This is a genomic window from Roseateles asaccharophilus, from assembly GCF_031458115.1.
Classification (GTDB): domain Bacteria; phylum Pseudomonadota; class Gammaproteobacteria; order Burkholderiales; family Burkholderiaceae_C; genus Pelomonas; species Pelomonas asaccharophilus_A.
Genome location: NZ_JAVDXV010000005.1, coordinates 104,853 through 120,142 on the forward strand (window position 1 = coordinate 104,853; position 15,290 = coordinate 120,142).

A 15,290-nucleotide genomic window follows, 5' to 3' on the forward strand; every position below is an offset into this window, starting at 1 on the left:
TTAGTGCGGGAAGGGCCAGAGACGCAGCTTCTCCTTGCCCGTGGACCAGAGCTTGGCCAAGCCGTGCGGCTCGACGATGAGGAAGAACACGATCAACGCGCCGAAGATCATGTACTCGAAATGGCTGACCATGGCCGTGTCCACCTGCAGGCCGACAAGCCCGCCCAGCCACGGCAGCAGCTGCGCCAGCGCGATGGGCAGCACCACCATGAAGGCCGCGCCGAAGAACGCGCCCATGATGGAACCCAGGCCGCCGATGATGACCATGAACAGCAGCTGGAAGCTGCGGTCGATGCTGAACGCCGCCGGCTCCCAGGAGCCCAGGTAGACAAAGCCCCACAGCCCGCCGGCCACGCCGACGATGAAGCTGCTGACCGCAAACGCGCTGAGCTTGGCCGACACCGGCCGGATTCCGATGACGGCCGCCGCCACGTCCATGTCGCGCATGGCCATCCACGAGCGGCCGATGTGGCCGCGCACGAGGTTCTTCGCGATCAGCGCGAACACGACGACGAAGGCCAGGCAGAACAAATACTTCTGCAGCGGCGAGTCAATGGGCAGGCCCAGCACAGCCAGGTTGGACACGCTGACCGAGCCCGAGGCCGAATCCAGCGTGAACCACTTGATGCGCAGGAAGGCCCAGTCGGTGAAGAACTGCGCCGCCAACGTCGCCACCGCCAGGTACAGCCCCTTGATGCGCAGCGACGGGATGCCGAAGAACACGCCCACCACGGTGGACGACAACCCGCCCAGCAGCAGAGCGAGGATCAGCGGCATGCCTTCCACGCGGGCGAAGAAGTTGTAGGCCGCATAGGCGCCCACGGCCATGAAGGCGCCGGTGCCCAGCGAGATCTGGCCGCAGTAGCCGACGAGGATGTTCAGACCGATGGCGGCCAGCGCCAGGATCAGGAAGGGGATGAGGATGGCACGCAGCAGGTACTCGTCGGCCAGCAGCGGCACGCCGACAACGGCGACCGCCAGCAGCAGCGCGATGGCGACGCGATCCTGGCGGATCGCGAAGATCTGCGAGTCCGCCGCGTATGAGGTCTTGAACTGGCCGTTTTCGCGGTAGAGCATGCTCAGACCCGGTCGATGATTTTTTCCCCGAACAGCCCCTGCGGCCGCACGAGCAGGAACACCAGCGCCAGTACGTAGGCAAACCAGATCTCGATGCCACCACCCAGCATCGGCCCCAGGTACGCCTCCGACAGTTTCTCGCCAACGCCGATCAACAGCCCGCCGACGATGGCGCCGGGCACGCTGGTCAGCCCGCCCAGGATGACCACCGGCAGCGCCTTCAGCGCGACGAGCGACAGCGAGAACTGCACGCCCAGCTTGCTGCCCCAGATGATGCCGGCCACCAGCGCGACGAAGCCCGCCACGCTCCAGACGATGACCCAGATGCGAGACAGCGGGATGCCTATGCTCTGCGCGGCCTGGTGGTCGTCGGCCACCGCGCGCAGCGCGCGACCCGTGCCGGTGTACTGGAAGAACAGGCTCAGCACGCCCACCAGCAGCGCCGCGATGACCGTCGCGATCAAGTCCTCCTGCCCGACCAGGATGCCGCCGGGGAAGGTCTGCTCCAGCAGGAACAGCGGGTCCTTGGGCATGCCCACGTCGATCTTGTAAATCGCCGAGCCGAACAGCGTCTGGCCGAAACCGTCCAGGAAGTAGGTGATGCCCAAGGTCGCCATCAGCAGCGTGATGCCCTCCTGGTTCACCAGCCGCGATAGCACCAGCTTCTGGACCAGCCACGCCAGCACCACCATCAGCGCCAGCGCCACCGCGAAGGCCAGCACGTTGACCAGCAGCTTCGAACTCAGGCCGGTCCACTGCGGTATCCATTCCGAGAAACGCGCCATCGCCAGCGCGGCGAATAACACCATCGCGCCCTGAGCGAAGTTGAAGACGCCGCTGGCCTTGAAGATCAGCACGAAGCCGAGCGCGATCAGCGAATACAGCATGCCGGCCATCAGGCCGCCGATCAGGGTTTCGAGGAATGGTCCCATCAGTGCCCCGCTCCGAGATAGGCCTTGATCACGTCTTCGTTCCTGCGCACGTCGTCGGGCACGCCGTCACCGATCTTCTTGCCGTAATCCAGCACCACCACGCGGTCCGAGATGTCCATCACCACGCCCATGTCGTGCTCGATCAGCACGATGGTCGTGCCGAACTCGTCGTTGACGTCCAGGATGAAGCGGCACATGTCCTGCTTCTCCTCCACGTTCATGCCGGCCATGGGTTCGTCCAGCAGCAGCAAGCTGGGCTCCATCGCCAGCGCGCGGCCCAGGTCCACGCGCTTCTGCAAGCCATACGGCAGGCGCCCCACCGGCGTCTTGCGGTGCGCCTGGATCTCCAGGAAATCGATGATGCGCTCCACAACCGCCCGCTGCTCGCTTTCCTCGCGCCGCGCCGGGCCCAGGTGCAGCGCCTGCCAGAACAGGCCGCGCTTCATGCGCAGGTTGCGGCCGGTCATGATGTTGTCCAGCACGCTCATGCCCTTGAACAGCGCCAGGTTCTGGAAGGTGCGCGCTACACCCATCTCGGCGACCTGGCGTGGGCTCATGCCCTTGAAGGTCTTGCCGTGCAGCGTGATCTGGCCCTGCTGCGGCTGGTAGACGCCGTTGATGCAGTTCAACATGGAGCTCTTGCCCGCGCCGTTGGGGCCGATGATGGCGCGCACCTCGTGCTCGCGCACGTCGAAGCTGATGTCGGTCAGCGCCTTCACGCCGCCAAACGCCAGCGAGATGTTCTTCACGTCGAGGACGACGTCGCCGATGGCTTTCATGCAGCTGCGCCGTTCACGGCCGGGAAGGTCTTCACCTCGACGATGCGCAGGTCCGCCGCGACCAGCGACGTGCGGCCGTCCTCGAACTTCACCTGCGTCTCGATGTACTGCGAGGCCTTGCCGTCGTACAGCGCATTGATGAGCACACCGTACTTCTCGGCGATGGCGCCGCGGCGAACCTTGCGCGTGCGCGTCAGCTCGCCGTCGTCGGCATCCAGCTCCTTGTGCAGCACGAGGAAGCGGCTGATCTGGCTGCCGGCCAGCAGCTCGTCGCGCGCCAGGTCGGCATTGACCTTCTCCACGCACTCCAGCATCAGCTGGTACACCGCGTCGCGGCCAGCCAGGTCCGTATAGCCGGCGTACGACAGGTTGCGGCGCTCGGCCCAGTTGCCCACGGCCTCAAAGTCGATGTTGATGAAGGCGCAGACCGACGAGCGCCCATCGCCGAAGCACACCGCCTCCTTGATGTGCGGGAAGAACTTCAGCTTGTTCTCCACGTACTTGGGCGCGAACATCGCGCCGTCGAAGGCACCGCCCTGCAAGCGGCCCACGTCCTTGGCGCGGTCGATGATCTTCAGGTGGCCGCCCGGCGTCAGGAAGCCCGCGTCGCCGGTGTGGAACCAGCCCTCAGCGTCCAGCGCCTCCCGCGTGGCGGCGTCGTTCTTGTAATAGCCCTTCAGCAGCCCGGGCGAGCGCACCAGCAATTCGCCGTTGTCGGCCAGCTTGATCTCCACGCCGTCGATGGGCACGCCCACCGTGTCGGCGCGCGCCTCGCGATCGGGCTGCAGGCAGACGAACACGGCAGTCTCCGTGGAGCCGTAGAGCTGCTTCAGGTTGATACCGATCGCGCGATAGAAGCTGAACAGGTCGGGGCCTATGGCCTCGCCCGCCGTGTAGGCCACCCGCACGCGCGAGAAGCCCAGCGTGTTGCGCAGCGGGCCGTAGATCAGCACATCACCCAACGCATAGGCCAGGCGGTCCAGCACGCCCACGCGCTCGCCATCCATCAGCCGCGTGCCGACGCGGCGGGCCAGCGCCATGCAGCGGTCGAACAGCCAGCGCTTGGGCGCGGCGGCGTCTTCCATGCGGATCATCACCGTCGTCAGCAGCCCTTCGAACACGCGCGGCGGCGCGAAGTAGTAGGTCGGGCCTATCTCCTTCAGGTCGATGCTGACGGTGCTGGCCGACTCCGGACAGTTGACGACATAGCCCACCGCCAGCCATTGCGCGAAGCTGAAGATGTTCTGGCCAATCCAGGCCGGCGGCAGATAGGCCAAGACTTCTTCGTCGGGCGTCAGACGGTCGAAGCGCTGGCCCGCGCGGGCGCGGTCGATCAGCGTCGCATGCGTGTGGATGACACCCTTGGGATTGCCGGTCGTTCCCGACGTGAAGAACAGCGCGGCGATATCGCCCGCACCGCCAGCCGCCACCTCGGCGGCAAAGAAGTCTGGCCGGCTGGCGTGCGCTGCGCGTCCCTGCTCCGCCAGCGCATCGAGCGACGCCAGTCCGGGCTCGTCGTAATGGCGCAGGCCGCGCGGATCGTCGAACCAGATATGGCACAGCAGCGGGCACTGCGCGCGCAACTCCAGCAGCTTGTCGACCTGCTCCTGGTCTTCCACGACGGCGAACGCGATCTCGGCATTGGTCAGCGGGAAGGCGAACTCGGCGGCGGCGGCGTCCTGGTACAGCGGCACCGGCACGGCACCCAGCGACTGCGCGGCCAGCATGCTGGCGTACAGCCGCGGGCGGTTCTCGCCGATGACGACGATGTGCTCGCCGCGCTTCAACCCGGCTGCCGCAAGGCCCAGCGCAAGGTCCTGCACCAGCGCGGCCAGTTCGCCCCAGCTCAGTGTCTGCCACAGGCCGAACGCCTTCTCGCGCAACGCGGGCGCATGCGGCCGTTGCGCGGCATGGTCAAGCAGGAGCCGGGGGAAGGTGTCCGTCAAGCTTGTCTCCGTTGCGGGGGCTGGAGCCTCCGTCTGTGCGACCCATTCTGGCCACGACTTTGACGCCCATCTGTCGGTACGACGACAATTTACGGGTCTTCACCGCCCAGACTTTCCCGCACACGATGGCCGACTTCGCGCCTTTGCCGCTGCGTCAACGCGCCCGCCGCCCCAGCCCGGCGGAGCTGGAGGCCATCCCGTGGCTGCAATTGCTGGACGGCGCACAGCGCGAGCTGGCCGTCGCCGCGCTGGAGGTGGCCGACGCGGCCCCTGGCGAACGGCTGTGCCGCATCGGCCGGCCGGCCACCTTCTGGTTCGGCGTGGTGGACGGGCTGCTGAAGATGAACAACGACGACAGCACCGGCCAGGCCGTGACCTTCACCGGCATCCCGCCCGGCGGCTGGTTCGGCGAGGGCACGCTGCTCAAGCGCGAGAGCTACCGCTACAACATCCAGGCGCTGCGGCCCAGCGTCGTCGCGGGCCTGCCCATCGCCAGTTTCCATGCGCTGCTGGACGGCAGCATCGCGTTCAACCGCTTCGTGCTGAACCAGCTGAACGAACGACTGGGCCAGTTCATCGCGGCACGCGAGACCGACCGCATCCACGACCCCGACGTGCGCGTGGCACGCAACCTGGCCGCCCTCTTCCACCCGCTGCTGTACCCGGGCGTGGGCAACTGGCTGCGCATCACGCAGCAGGAACTGGGCTATCTGGTGGGGCTTTCACGCCAGCGCGTGAACCAGGCGCTGCACGGCTTGAGCGAGGCGCAGCTGATCCGCATCGAGTACGGCGGCCTGCGCGTGCTGGACCTGGCCGGCCTCAGGCGCTTCCCGGCCTGAAACGCTGCGGCGACAGCTGCTGCGCGGTCACGCCGAGGTCCGCGAGATCGCGCGGCAGCGATCGGCCCAGCGCCAACTCGGCAGCCGCACGGCCCAGCGCCGGCGAGGTCTGGATGCCATAGCCGCCCTGACCTGCACACCAGAAGAAGCCCGGCACCGACGGCTCGAAGCCCACGACCGGCGTGCGGTCGGGGCTGAACACGCGCAGGCCGGCCCAGCGGTGGCGCACGCGGCGCACGGGTTGGCCGGTCAGCGTCTCGAAGCGGTCCACCGCAATGGCGACGTCCAGTTCCTCGGGCTGCGCATCGCAGGCCGGGCTGGGCGTCTCGTCGGCAGCCGAGATCAGCAGCAGGCCGGCGTCGGGCTTGAAGTACTGGCTCTCGTCAATGGCAACCACGGCCGGCCACAGCGTCGCGTCCACGCCGTCAGGCAGGTCGACGAGGACCGCCGTGCGGCGCAGCGGCTGCAGCGGCACCGGCGCGATGCCCGCCAGCGCGGCCACATCGTCGGCCCACGCACCAGCCGCGTTGACGACGATGCCGGCGCGGAAGCTGCCGGTGGCGGTGCGGGCCAGCCACTTGCCGCCTTCACGCTCCAGTGCCTGCAGTCCCGTGTCCAGGTACAGCTGCGCGCCGGCCGCGCGCGCGGCGCGCAGGAAGCCCTGGTGCAGCAGGTCCACGTCGATGTCAGCGGACGTCTCGTCCAGCAGAGCGCCGGCGATGCGCTCGCGCTGCAACAGCGGCACGCGGGCCAATACTTCTTCCACGTTCAGCGTCGTCGTGCGCTCGCGCACATCTGCATCGGCCGTGAAGCCGGCGACGAGGTCCAGCTGACCCGCACCGACAAGGAACAGCGTGTGCCGCTCGCGCAGCAATGCCTGCTTGACCATGCCCTGCGGCGGCGTGCGGAAGTAGCCCAGGCTGGCCCGCGTCAGCGCGCGGATGGTGGCATTGCCGTACAGCGCCGAGTACAGCGCCGCGGACCGGCCTGTGGAGTGGTAGCCCGCATGGGGCTCCATCTCCAGCACCGCCACACTCGCCTCGCCCGCCAGCGAGGCCGCGACTGACGCCCCTGCGATGCCGGCGCCGATGACGATGCAATCCACATTTTTCGTTGTCTCTTGACCCATGGCTGCATGAATTTTCCAATTTGGAAAATAAATGTACCATCACGAAAATCTTTGGGCAACGCCGAAGCCGGCGCATCCAACCCCGCCTTGAGGAGATCGAGTGGACGCTTCCCTGCAGACCTCACCGCAACACCATCCTGCGCAGTGGTTCGGCCAGCCGCGCGGCCTGGTGGTGCTCTTCCTGACCGAGATGTGGGAGAAGTTCTCCTTCTACGGTATGAAGGCGCTGCTGATCTACTACATGATCCGGCACCTGCAGTTTGCGCAGGCCGATGCGTCGCTGATCTACGGCGCCTATGCGGGCGGCGTCTACCTGACGCCCATCTTCGGCGGCTACCTCGCCGACCGCTGGCTGGGCCGGCGCCGCGCCATCCTCATTGGCGGCACGTTGATGGCGTTGGGCCATTTCGTGCTGGCGTTCGAGTCGGCCTTCTTCGCCGCGCTGGTGCTCATCGCGCTGGGCAACGGCCTGTTCCTGCCCAACCTGCCCAGCCAGGTTGGCGACCTCTACGACGAGAAGGACCCGCGCCGCGGCGGCTCGTACAACATCTACTACGTGGGCGTGAACCTGGGCGCGCTGCTGGCGCCGCTGGTGTGCGGCACGCTGGGTGAGGTCTATGGCTGGCACTGGGGCTTCGGTGCGGCCGGCGTCGGCATGTGCCTGGGGTTGGCCATCTATGTGCTGGGCGGGCGACACCTGCCGCCGGACCGGCCGCGCTCGCAGGCCGCTGCTGCCGACGCACCGGCCGCGACCGGCGCCGGCCGCTTCGTGCCGCTGCTGCTGGTGGGGCTGGCCGTCGTCGTGTTCCGCAGCGGCTACGAACAGAGCGGCAACACGCTGGCGGTCTGGGCCGAGACCGGTGTCGACCGCGCGCTGTGGGGCATGACGGTGCCGGTCACGTGGATGCAGTCGCTGAATCCGCTGCTGGTGTTCCTGTTCACGCCCTTCGTCGTGGCCGGCTGGCGTCGCGCGGCGGAGCGTGGTCGCGAACCATCGTCGCTGGCCAAGATGGCATGGGGCGCGGCCGGCGTCGCGCTGTCCTACCTGATGCTGGCGCTGTTGGCTGCCACGCATGGAGGCACGCCGGTGAGCATGCTGTGGGTGGGCGCCTTCTTCATCGTCTACACGCTGGCGGAGCTGTACATCCTGCCCGTCGGGCTGGGCCTGTTCGCGCGGCTGGCTCCGCGCGGCATGGGCGCCACCATCATCGCGGCGTGGTTCCTCGCGTCGTTCGGCGGCAACCTGCTGTCCGGCGTCGTGGGCCGCTACATGGAGCCGCTGGGCACGACGGGCTTCTTCGTGCTGCTGGGTGCGATCACCGGCGCCGCCGCGTTGGCGCTGTATGCGCTGCGGCCGCTGCTGCGGCGCGTGGAAGCCACTAGCGCCGCGTAGCTTTGGGCTTTGGCCTGGCGGCAGCCCGTGCCGCCTTGGGCGACGCCGACGCCGGCGGCGCGGCCAGGCGCTGCGACGCCTCGAGAAAGTGCTGGGCCATCTCATCCTGGCCGTTGCGCGGCGCACAGGTGGCGACCAGCCGGCAGGTCTCGTCCGACGCCCTCAGGTAGGCATGCCCCATCTCGCTGTCGAAGAAGATGGAATCGCCCGGCTTCAGCGTTACCGGGGCGTACAGCTCGGAATGGAAGACCACCTCGCCCTCGATGACGAAGGCGAACTCCTCGCCGGGATGGCGGATCAGGTCTCCGAACTCGGCCTTGAACTCCTCGAGCGTGCGCGCGCGAACCTCGGCGATCAGCGGCGTGAAACGCTTGTTCAGCAGTTCGGACGCGAGGTAGGTCTGCTTGTAGCTCTGCGTGTCGACGACCTGGCCGTCACCCGCGCGGTGCACCACGCGCCGGCCGCCACCGCTGGGCGCGGAGCGGGCGCCTTGGGCATCGTGCAGCAGCTCGGCCATGTCCACGCCCAGGCCGCGGCTGAGCAGCATCAGCTTGTCGTAGGACAGCGAGACGTTGCCTTTCTCCAGCTTGGACAACGTGGACACCGCCAGGCCCGTGCGCTCGCCGACCTGACTCAAGGTCAGGCCGAGCCGCTTGCGCACGCTGCGGATGTGTTCGCCGGGAGTGGGGGTGGAGTTGGCCATTTCTCTGGAGGAAATCCGATTCCATCTTAGGTGACGCCCCAGGGCGGGGCGCCTCCCCAGTTGCCCTTAGGAAGATTCTGCGCTTCATCTAAGGTTTCCACCGATAGGAAAGAATTTTCCAAATTGGAAACTTCATGGATCAAACAACCATTCCTGATCCAGGAGATGCCATGAGCCGGTCCATCCGCTTCGCTCGTTTCGGCACGCCGCCAGCACACCTCCGGCGCCACAAGCGCCACAAGCTTGCGGCCCTGCTGGTGCCGGGCCTTGCCGCACTTTGCTCGGGGCCGCTGTGGGCCCAGGCCGCTGTCGCCACAGCGCCGGAAGCCTCCGGCGACGTCGTCGAGAAGCTCGACATCGTGACCGTCACGGCCACGCGCCGCCGTGAGCCGGTGCGCGATGTGCCGCTGCGCGTGGAAACGCTGGGCACCGAGGCCATGGAGCGCGCTGGCGCCACGTCGTTGAGCGACTACGTGGGCGGCCTGCCGGGCGTGGACGTGAAGACCTCCGGCGGCCCGGGCCGCGGCGCCGTCACGATGCGCGGCGTCAGCGTCGGCGAGCAGCAGATCGCCACGGTGGGCATGTACATCGACGACGTGGCCTTCGGTTCCAGCAGCGCCTTCGTGGGCGGCGCCAACACCGCGCTGGACCTGTCGCTGCTGGACCTGCGCCACATCGAGGTGCTGCGCGGCCCGCAAGGCACGCTGTACGGTGCCGGCGCCATGGGCGGCCTGCTCAAGTACGTGACGAACGAGCCCGACAGCTCGCAGTTCTCGGGCAAGCTGGGCCTGGGCGTGCGCCAGGCCCGCAATGGCGGGCTGGGCCACACCGAGCACGCGGTGCTGAACGTGCCGCTGAGCCAGGATGTGGCGGCGCTGCGCGTGTCGGCCTTCAACGATCACGAGGGCGGCTACATCAACGCGGTGGGCAAGGCCGCGGGCGATCACGTGAACGACGGCAACACGCGCGGCGCGCGCGTGTCGGTGCTCATCGAACCCGTCGCCAAGATGAAGCTGCGCCTGGCCCACACGCAGCAAAAGATCCAGCGCAACGGTCTGAATGTCGTCGAGTACGACGCCGCGAAGGGGCTGCCGGTCTACGGTGACCTGACGCGCCACCTGGACACCGGCGAGGCCTACCAGCTCAAGACACGGCTCAGCTCGGCCGACTTCGAGTACGACTTCGGCTTGGCACGCTTCAATGCCATCGCATCGGCGCAGCGCCAGGACGGCGCCACCGGCCAGGACGCTACCGCGCTGCTAGGCAACAACCCGGCATTCGACTTCGTGTCGCTCAACAACGCCTATGGACTGCGCAAGCAGACACAGGAGCTGCGGCTGACCTCGCAGCGCGGCACCGTCGAATGGCTGCTGGGCTACTACCGCACCAAGGAGACCGGCCACGTGGGCCAGCGCCTGTGGGCGCAGGTCGCGGGTGGGGGCGGCGACATGACGCTGACCACGACCGGCCAACCGTCCGAGTACCGCGAGAGCGCGTTCTACGGCGACGTGACGTGGAACCTGAATCCCACGTGGTCGCTGACGCTGGGCACGCGCGTCGCCAGGAACGATCAGGTCTACACGGTCTACGTGAACGAGCAGCTGAACTCGTCGGCTCCCAGCGAGGACACGGCCAAGACCTACCTCGCCACGCTGCGCTACGCGATCGACAAGCAGAGCAATGTCTACTTCCGCGCCGCCAGCGGCTACCGGCCGGGCGGCCCCAACTCGCCGGCCATCGACGCCAACGGCCAGGTCATCCCTGGCACACCCACCACTTTCGGCCACGACACGCTGTGGAGCTACGAGCTGGGCTACAAGGCCGACCTGCTGGACAAGCGCCTGAACCTCGAGGCGGCGCTGTTCAACATCGACTGGAAGGACTTGCAGCAGCCCAAGGCCGTGGGTGCCAGCACCATCGTCGTCAACGCCGGCAAGGCGCGCGTGCGCGGCCTGGAGCTGGCGGCCCGGTACAAGGTTGATGCGCACTGGAACCTGGAAGGCAGCCTGGCCTGGACCGACCCCAAGCTGACCGAGGACGCACCCGCCCTGGGCCCCGCCGGCTCGCGCATGCCCAACACGGCCAGGCTGGCCTTCACGCTGGGCGCGCGCTATGCCTTCGATCTGGCAGGCCACCCGTCCTATGCGGGGCTGAATCTGCGCCGCGTGGGCCAGCGCAACGCTGGCTTCGATTCGGCCGGCAGCTCGGTGCCCAACTTCAGCCAGCCGGGCTACACGCTGGTGGACGCGCAATGGGGATGGGAGATCGGCCGCTGGCAGCTGGCCACCTTCGTGCGCAACCTGACCGACAAGCGCGCCATCCTCGGCGCCGACACCGCACTCACCGCCTTCGGCCTGCCACTCAATGTCACGACGGTCGCCCCGCGCACGCTGGGCGCCAACCTGACCCTGAACTTCTGATGACCACGGGATCCCGCATGAAGAAGATGCTCATCGGCCTGCAGGCGCTGGCGCTGTGCGCCGCCGCGCTGGCCCAGACCGGCCCCGCGCCGACCGTCACACCGCCCGCCGCCGTCACGGCGCCGGAAACGCCTGCCCCTGCGCCCACGTCGGGCACGGCGCTCACGGCCGTCGATGCCGAGGCCTTCATCGACGGCCTGATGCCCAGCGCGCTGCGTGCCGCGCGCGTGCCGGGCGCCGTGGTGGTGGTGGTCAAGGACGGCCAGCCGCTGCTGCAAAAGGGCTACGGCCACGCCGACAGGGACAAGCGCCTGCCCGTCGACCCGCACAAGACCTTGTTCCGCCCCGGCTCGGTGTCCAAGCTGTTCACCTGGGTGGCGGTCATGCAGTTGGTCGAGCAGGGCAAGCTTGAGCTTGATGTCGACCTCAACAAGTACCTGGACTTCGCGATCCCCGGCCGCAACGGCAAGGCGTTGACGCTGCGCCACGTGATGACGCACACGACCGGCTTCGAGGAGACCGCGCGCGACCTGCTGACCTACACACCCGCCACGCCCGACCTTGGCAAGGTGCTGAAGGGCTACATCCCGCCCTATGTCTACGACCCCGGCACGACGCCTGGCTACTCCAACTACGCGACGGCGCTGGCCGGCTACATCGTGCAGCGTGTCAGCGGCAAGCCTTTCGACGACTACATGGAGCAACAGGTGTTCGCCCCGCTGGGCATGCAGCAGTCCACCTTCCGCCAGCCGCTGCCCAAGGCGCTGGAAGCCCAGATGTCGCAGGGCTACATGACCTGGGACGACAAGCCCAAGGGCTTCGAAATCATCAGCATGCCGCCCGCCGGCAGCATGTCGGCGCCTGGCGCGGACATGGGCCGCTTCATGAGCGCCATGCTGCAGCAGGGTCGGCTGGGTGATGCGCAGATCCTGAAGCCCGAGACGGTCAAGCAGATGTTCGGCCAGCTCACCCAACCGCTGCCGGACCTGATGGGCATAGGCCTGGGCTTCTACGAGCAGAACATCAATGGCCACCGCGTGCTGGCGCACGGCGGCGATACCGTGCTGTTCCACAGCGACCTGCTGCTGTTCGTCGACAAGGGCATCGGCCTGTATGTATCGGTCAACGCCGCCGGCCATGAACGCCAGGGCGCCTGGCTTCGCGACAAGCTGTTCGAAGCCTTCGCCGACCGCTACCTGCCCGACCAGCGCCCGGCCACGAAGCCGGCCGTGGACGAGGCCACCGCCAAGCTGCACGCGCAGCAGATGGCCGGTGCCTACCGCAACACGCGCCGCGAAGACTCGACGTGGCTGTCCGTGCTGCAGCTGCTGAGCCCGCTGAAGGTCCAGGCGCTGGAGGATGGACGCCTGTCCATCGACCTGGCCGGTGCCCGCAGCACCTACCGAGAGGTGAAGCCCTATTTCTGGGAGGAGGAACACGGCAAGCGCCGGCTGCAGGCCATCGTCGAGAACGGCAAGGTCAAGCACTGGGGGCTGGAGCCCTTCGTGTTCGCCTTCATCTTCGAGCCCGTGCCCTTCATGGCCAGCCCCGTGGTGCTGGTGATGGCTGGGCTGGCCATCGTCGCGTTGCTGCTGACGGTGCTGCTGTGGCCCGTGGCCGCCGTGCTGCGCCGCCGCCACCACGTGGCCGTGCCGCCGACCAAGCAGGTCACGTGGGTGCGCGGCGCCAGCGTGCTGGCGATCGTGGCGCTGGGGCTGTGGGGTTGGGTCGTGGCACTGCTGGAAAGCCTGGGCGACGCGAGCCTCGTGCTGCCATTGGCACAACTGGCGCTGGCGGTGTCCGTCATCGGCGGGCTGGTCGTGGCCGGTCTGCATGCGCGCAGCGCACTGAAGGTCGGCGACCGCTGGACCAAGGCGCTGGCCATCGTGTGGGTGCTGGCCTTCGCGGTGTTGCTGATCGTGGCCACATATCACCACCTGATCGGCTTCAACCAGAACTATTGACATGAAGCTCTTCCTGGCCGGGCTGGTGCACGAAACCAGCAGCTTCTCGCCACTGCCCACCAGTGTGCAGTCGTTCCGCGATGGCGTGCTGATCCACCGCGGCGATGCCAAGGCGCTGCAGCAGATCGCAGCGCAGCCCAATCTGGTGGGCGTCATCGCCGCCGCAGCGCGGCAGGGCGACACGCTGTTGCCGGGCCTGTATGCGCAGGCGCAGCCGGCCGGCCCGCTGTCCCGTGTCGACTACGAGAAGCTGCGCGACGAATTGCTAGACGACCTGCGCGCGTCGCTGAGCCTGGGCGCCGTCGACGCGGTGCTGCTGGAACTGCACGGTGCCATGCTGGCCGACGGTTACCCCGACTGCGAAGGCGACCTGCTGACGCGCGTGCGCGCACTCATCGGCCCGCGCGTGCCGCTGGGCGCGCTGCTGGACCTGCACTGCAACCTGAGCCCGGCCATGGTCGAGTCGGGTGCCGTGCTGGTCGCCTGCAAGGAGTACCCGCACATCGACTACGCGGCCCGCGGCGAGGAGTTGCACGCGATGCTGAGCGCGATGGCGCGCGGCGAACTGGCGATACGCACGCAATGGCGGCGCGTGCCGCTGCTGGGCATCTTCGGCACGACGCAGCCGCCCATGCGCGACTTTGTCCGGCAACTGCAGACCAGCGAGGAGGCGGTGCCGGGCATCGTGTCGGTGTCGGCACTGCACGGCTTTCCGTGGTCCGACACGCCCCACACCAGCGCCGCCGTGCTGGTGCTCGCACAGGACACACCCGCCGCCGGCAAGGCGGCCACGCAACTGCTGGGCGAACTGGCCGAGACGTTCTACGGCCTGCGCGAGCGCGCGGCCGCCAACCGGCTGCCGCTGAACGCGGCGCTGGATGAAGCCGAAGCCGCGATGCAGCGGGCTGGCGGCCGTCCCGTCGTGCTGGCCGATACCGCCGACAACCCTGGCGGCGGTGCGGCAGGCGACAGCACCTTCGTGCTGCGTGAGCTGCTCAATCGCGGCATCCGGGATGTGGCACTGGGCATGATCTGGGATCCACAGGCCGTGGCGATCGCCATGTCGGCGGGCGTCGGCGCGCGGCTGCCGCTACGCATCGGCGGCAAGGTGGGGCCGATGTCCGGCGACCCGGTCGACCTGGACGTCGAGGTGCTGGCCTGCCGCGCCGATGCACACCAGCGCAGCCTGACGCCAGGCGGCAAGGATGCGCTGGGCGCTGCGGTGGCCGTACGTGCGCAGGGCGTAGACATCGTGCTCAACAGCACTCGCCAGCAGGTGTTCTCGCCCGATTGCTTCAAGGAGCTGGGCGTCGAACCCACCGCCAAACGACTGGTCGTCGTGAAGTCGACGCAGCACTTCCGCTCCGGTTTCGATGCGATGGCAGCCTCGGTCGTGTATGCCGATACACCCGGCAGCCTGGCATCGGACCTCGGCCGGCTGCCCTACAAGCACCTGCCCCGGCCCGTGTGGCCGCTGGACTAAGCGGCGAAGGCAACGGCCTCGGGTTCGCCGTGCGGCAAGCTGGCCCAGCGGTCGGCATTCAGCTCATACAGCAGCGCCGCAGCGCTGCCGGGGCCGTCGGCCAGCGTGCCCTTGAGGCGCAGGCCCAGGCCTTCCAGCGTCTTGCGCGTCGGCGCATTGCTGGGCAGCACCGCCGCCACGACGGACGACTCGCGGCGCTGCTCGAAGGCCTGCGTCATCGCGTGCAGCGCCATCTCGGACGCCAGCGCGCGGCCCCACGCCTGCGGCGTGATGCGGTAGTACAGGAACAGGCCCGCATGGCCGGCCACGCTGCGATGCATCAGGCCGCCAAAGCCGATGAGCTGGTCGGGCTTCTCGCGCTCGGCAATGGCCCAGTGGCCGAAGCCATAGGTCTGCCAGTGCGCCAGCCAGGCCTGCAGTTGCGCCCGTGTCGCGTCCAGGCCCTGGGGCGTGGCGGCCGCACAGAAACGGCTGACCGCCGGATCGGCGTACAAGGCCATCAGGATGTCCAGATCGCTGTCCTTGGGAGGACGCAGCACCAGGCGGCGGGTGACCATCGCTGCCGGAACGGCGGCGACGGCCTCGCGGGGCTCAAACTGGACCATCTAGTCAGAATTAGGTGAAA

At 68.1% G+C, this 15,290-nt stretch carries 12 protein-coding genes; 5 read left to right on the plus strand and 7 right to left on the minus strand.

The window, feature by feature from the left end; genetic code table 11:
* The 4 genes from J2X21_RS13670 to J2X21_RS13685 are packed head-to-tail and all read right to left on the minus strand — an operon-like array spanning position 1 to position 4,734.
* Complete coding sequence (locus tag J2X21_RS13670) at positions 1 to 1,077, minus strand: branched-chain amino acid ABC transporter permease (RefSeq protein ID WP_310329434.1); 1,077 nt, start codon at positions 1,075 to 1,077, stop codon at positions 1 to 3.
* Positions 1,078 to 1,079: 2 nt separating this feature from the next.
* The gene (locus J2X21_RS13675; protein ID WP_310329437.1) at positions 1,080 to 2,009 is read right to left on the minus strand and encodes a branched-chain amino acid ABC transporter permease; all 930 of its coding nucleotides are present in this window, start codon (positions 2,007 to 2,009) and stop codon (positions 1,080 to 1,082) included.
* On the minus strand, positions 2,009 to 2,788 hold the full coding sequence (locus J2X21_RS13680; RefSeq protein WP_310329440.1) for an ABC transporter ATP-binding protein: 780 nt from the start codon (positions 2,786 to 2,788) through the stop codon (positions 2,009 to 2,011). The genes J2X21_RS13675 and J2X21_RS13680 overlap by 1 nt, the downstream gene beginning before the upstream one ends.
* The gene (locus J2X21_RS13685) at positions 2,785 to 4,734 is read right to left on the minus strand and encodes an AMP-dependent synthetase/ligase (protein ID WP_310329443.1); all 1,950 of its coding nucleotides are present in this window, start codon (positions 4,732 to 4,734) and stop codon (positions 2,785 to 2,787) included. Before J2X21_RS13685 ends, J2X21_RS13680 begins: the two co-directional genes overlap by 4 nt.
* A 125-nt stretch (positions 4,735 to 4,859) precedes the next feature.
* Here J2X21_RS13685 and J2X21_RS13690 point away from each other — a divergent pair, with 125 nt between their 5' ends.
* Positions 4,860 to 5,573, plus strand: coding sequence for a Crp/Fnr family transcriptional regulator (locus J2X21_RS13690; protein ID WP_310329445.1), 714 nt, complete (start codon positions 4,860 to 4,862; stop codon positions 5,571 to 5,573).
* Here J2X21_RS13690 and J2X21_RS13695 read toward each other — a convergent pair.
* Positions 5,554 to 6,702, minus strand: a complete 1,149-nt coding sequence (locus J2X21_RS13695; RefSeq protein ID WP_310329447.1) for an NAD(P)/FAD-dependent oxidoreductase — start codon at positions 6,700 to 6,702, stop codon at positions 5,554 to 5,556. The genes J2X21_RS13690 and J2X21_RS13695 overlap by 20 nt on opposite strands.
* Positions 6,703 to 6,802: 100 nt before the next feature.
* Between J2X21_RS13695 and J2X21_RS13700 the strand changes: the two genes are divergently transcribed.
* Complete coding sequence (locus tag J2X21_RS13700; RefSeq protein WP_310329450.1) at positions 6,803 to 8,095, plus strand: peptide MFS transporter; 1,293 nt, start codon at positions 6,803 to 6,805, stop codon at positions 8,093 to 8,095.
* Here the strand turns inward: J2X21_RS13700 and J2X21_RS13705 are convergent.
* On the minus strand, positions 8,082 to 8,798 hold the full coding sequence (locus tag J2X21_RS13705) for a helix-turn-helix domain-containing protein (protein WP_310329453.1): 717 nt from the start codon (positions 8,796 to 8,798) through the stop codon (positions 8,082 to 8,084). The two genes, J2X21_RS13700 and J2X21_RS13705, sit on opposite strands and share 14 nt — an antisense overlap.
* Before the next feature lie 170 nt (positions 8,799 to 8,968).
* Here J2X21_RS13705 and J2X21_RS13710 point away from each other — a divergent pair, with 170 nt between their 5' ends.
* From J2X21_RS13710 to J2X21_RS13720, 3 genes are read left to right on the plus strand one after another with little or no spacing between them, the layout of a single operon-like run.
* Positions 8,969 to 11,218, plus strand: coding sequence for a TonB-dependent receptor (locus tag J2X21_RS13710; protein ID WP_310329455.1), 2,250 nt, complete (start codon positions 8,969 to 8,971; stop codon positions 11,216 to 11,218).
* Positions 11,218 to 13,182, plus strand: a complete 1,965-nt coding sequence (locus J2X21_RS13715) for a serine hydrolase domain-containing protein (RefSeq protein WP_310329457.1) — start codon at positions 11,218 to 11,220, stop codon at positions 13,180 to 13,182. The genes J2X21_RS13710 and J2X21_RS13715 overlap by 1 nt, the downstream gene beginning before the upstream one ends.
* A gap of 1 nt (position 13,183) precedes the next feature.
* Entirely contained in the window at positions 13,184 to 14,665 is a 1,482-nt protein-coding gene (locus J2X21_RS13720) for a M81 family metallopeptidase (protein ID WP_310329460.1), read from the plus strand.
* On the opposite strand, the gene J2X21_RS13725 is transcribed toward J2X21_RS13720, so the two are convergent.
* Positions 14,662 to 15,270, minus strand: a complete 609-nt coding sequence (locus tag J2X21_RS13725) for a GNAT family N-acetyltransferase (RefSeq protein WP_310329463.1) — start codon at positions 15,268 to 15,270, stop codon at positions 14,662 to 14,664. The two genes, J2X21_RS13720 and J2X21_RS13725, sit on opposite strands and share 4 nt — an antisense overlap.
* Between the last annotated feature and the right edge of the window lie 20 nt (positions 15,271 to 15,290).

Coding starts and splice junctions, on each gene's coding strand:
- J2X21_RS13670 (WP_310329434.1), bottom strand. CDS start 1,077: ATGCTCTACCGCGAAAACGGCCAGTTCAAGACCTCATACGCGGCGGAC.
- J2X21_RS13675 (WP_310329437.1), bottom strand. CDS start 2,009: ATGGGACCATTCCTCGAAACCCTGATCGGCGGCCTGATGGCCGGCATG.
- J2X21_RS13680 (WP_310329440.1), bottom strand. CDS start 2,788: ATGAAAGCCATCGGCGACGTCGTCCTCGACGTGAAGAACATCTCGCTG.
- J2X21_RS13690 (WP_310329445.1), top strand. CDS start 4,860: ATGGCCGACTTCGCGCCTTTGCCGCTGCGTCAACGCGCCCGCCGCCCC.
- J2X21_RS13695 (WP_310329447.1), bottom strand. CDS start 6,702: ATGGGTCAAGAGACAACGAAAAATGTGGATTGCATCGTCATCGGCGCC.
- J2X21_RS13705 (WP_310329453.1), bottom strand. CDS start 8,798: ATGGCCAACTCCACCCCCACTCCCGGCGAACACATCCGCAGCGTGCGC.
- J2X21_RS13710 (WP_310329455.1), top strand. CDS start 8,969: ATGAGCCGGTCCATCCGCTTCGCTCGTTTCGGCACGCCGCCAGCACAC.
- J2X21_RS13715 (WP_310329457.1), top strand. CDS start 11,218: ATGACCACGGGATCCCGCATGAAGAAGATGCTCATCGGCCTGCAGGCG.
- J2X21_RS13720 (WP_310329460.1), top strand. CDS start 13,184: ATGAAGCTCTTCCTGGCCGGGCTGGTGCACGAAACCAGCAGCTTCTCG.
- J2X21_RS13725 (WP_310329463.1), bottom strand. CDS start 15,270: ATGGTCCAGTTTGAGCCCCGCGAGGCCGTCGCCGCCGTTCCGGCAGCG.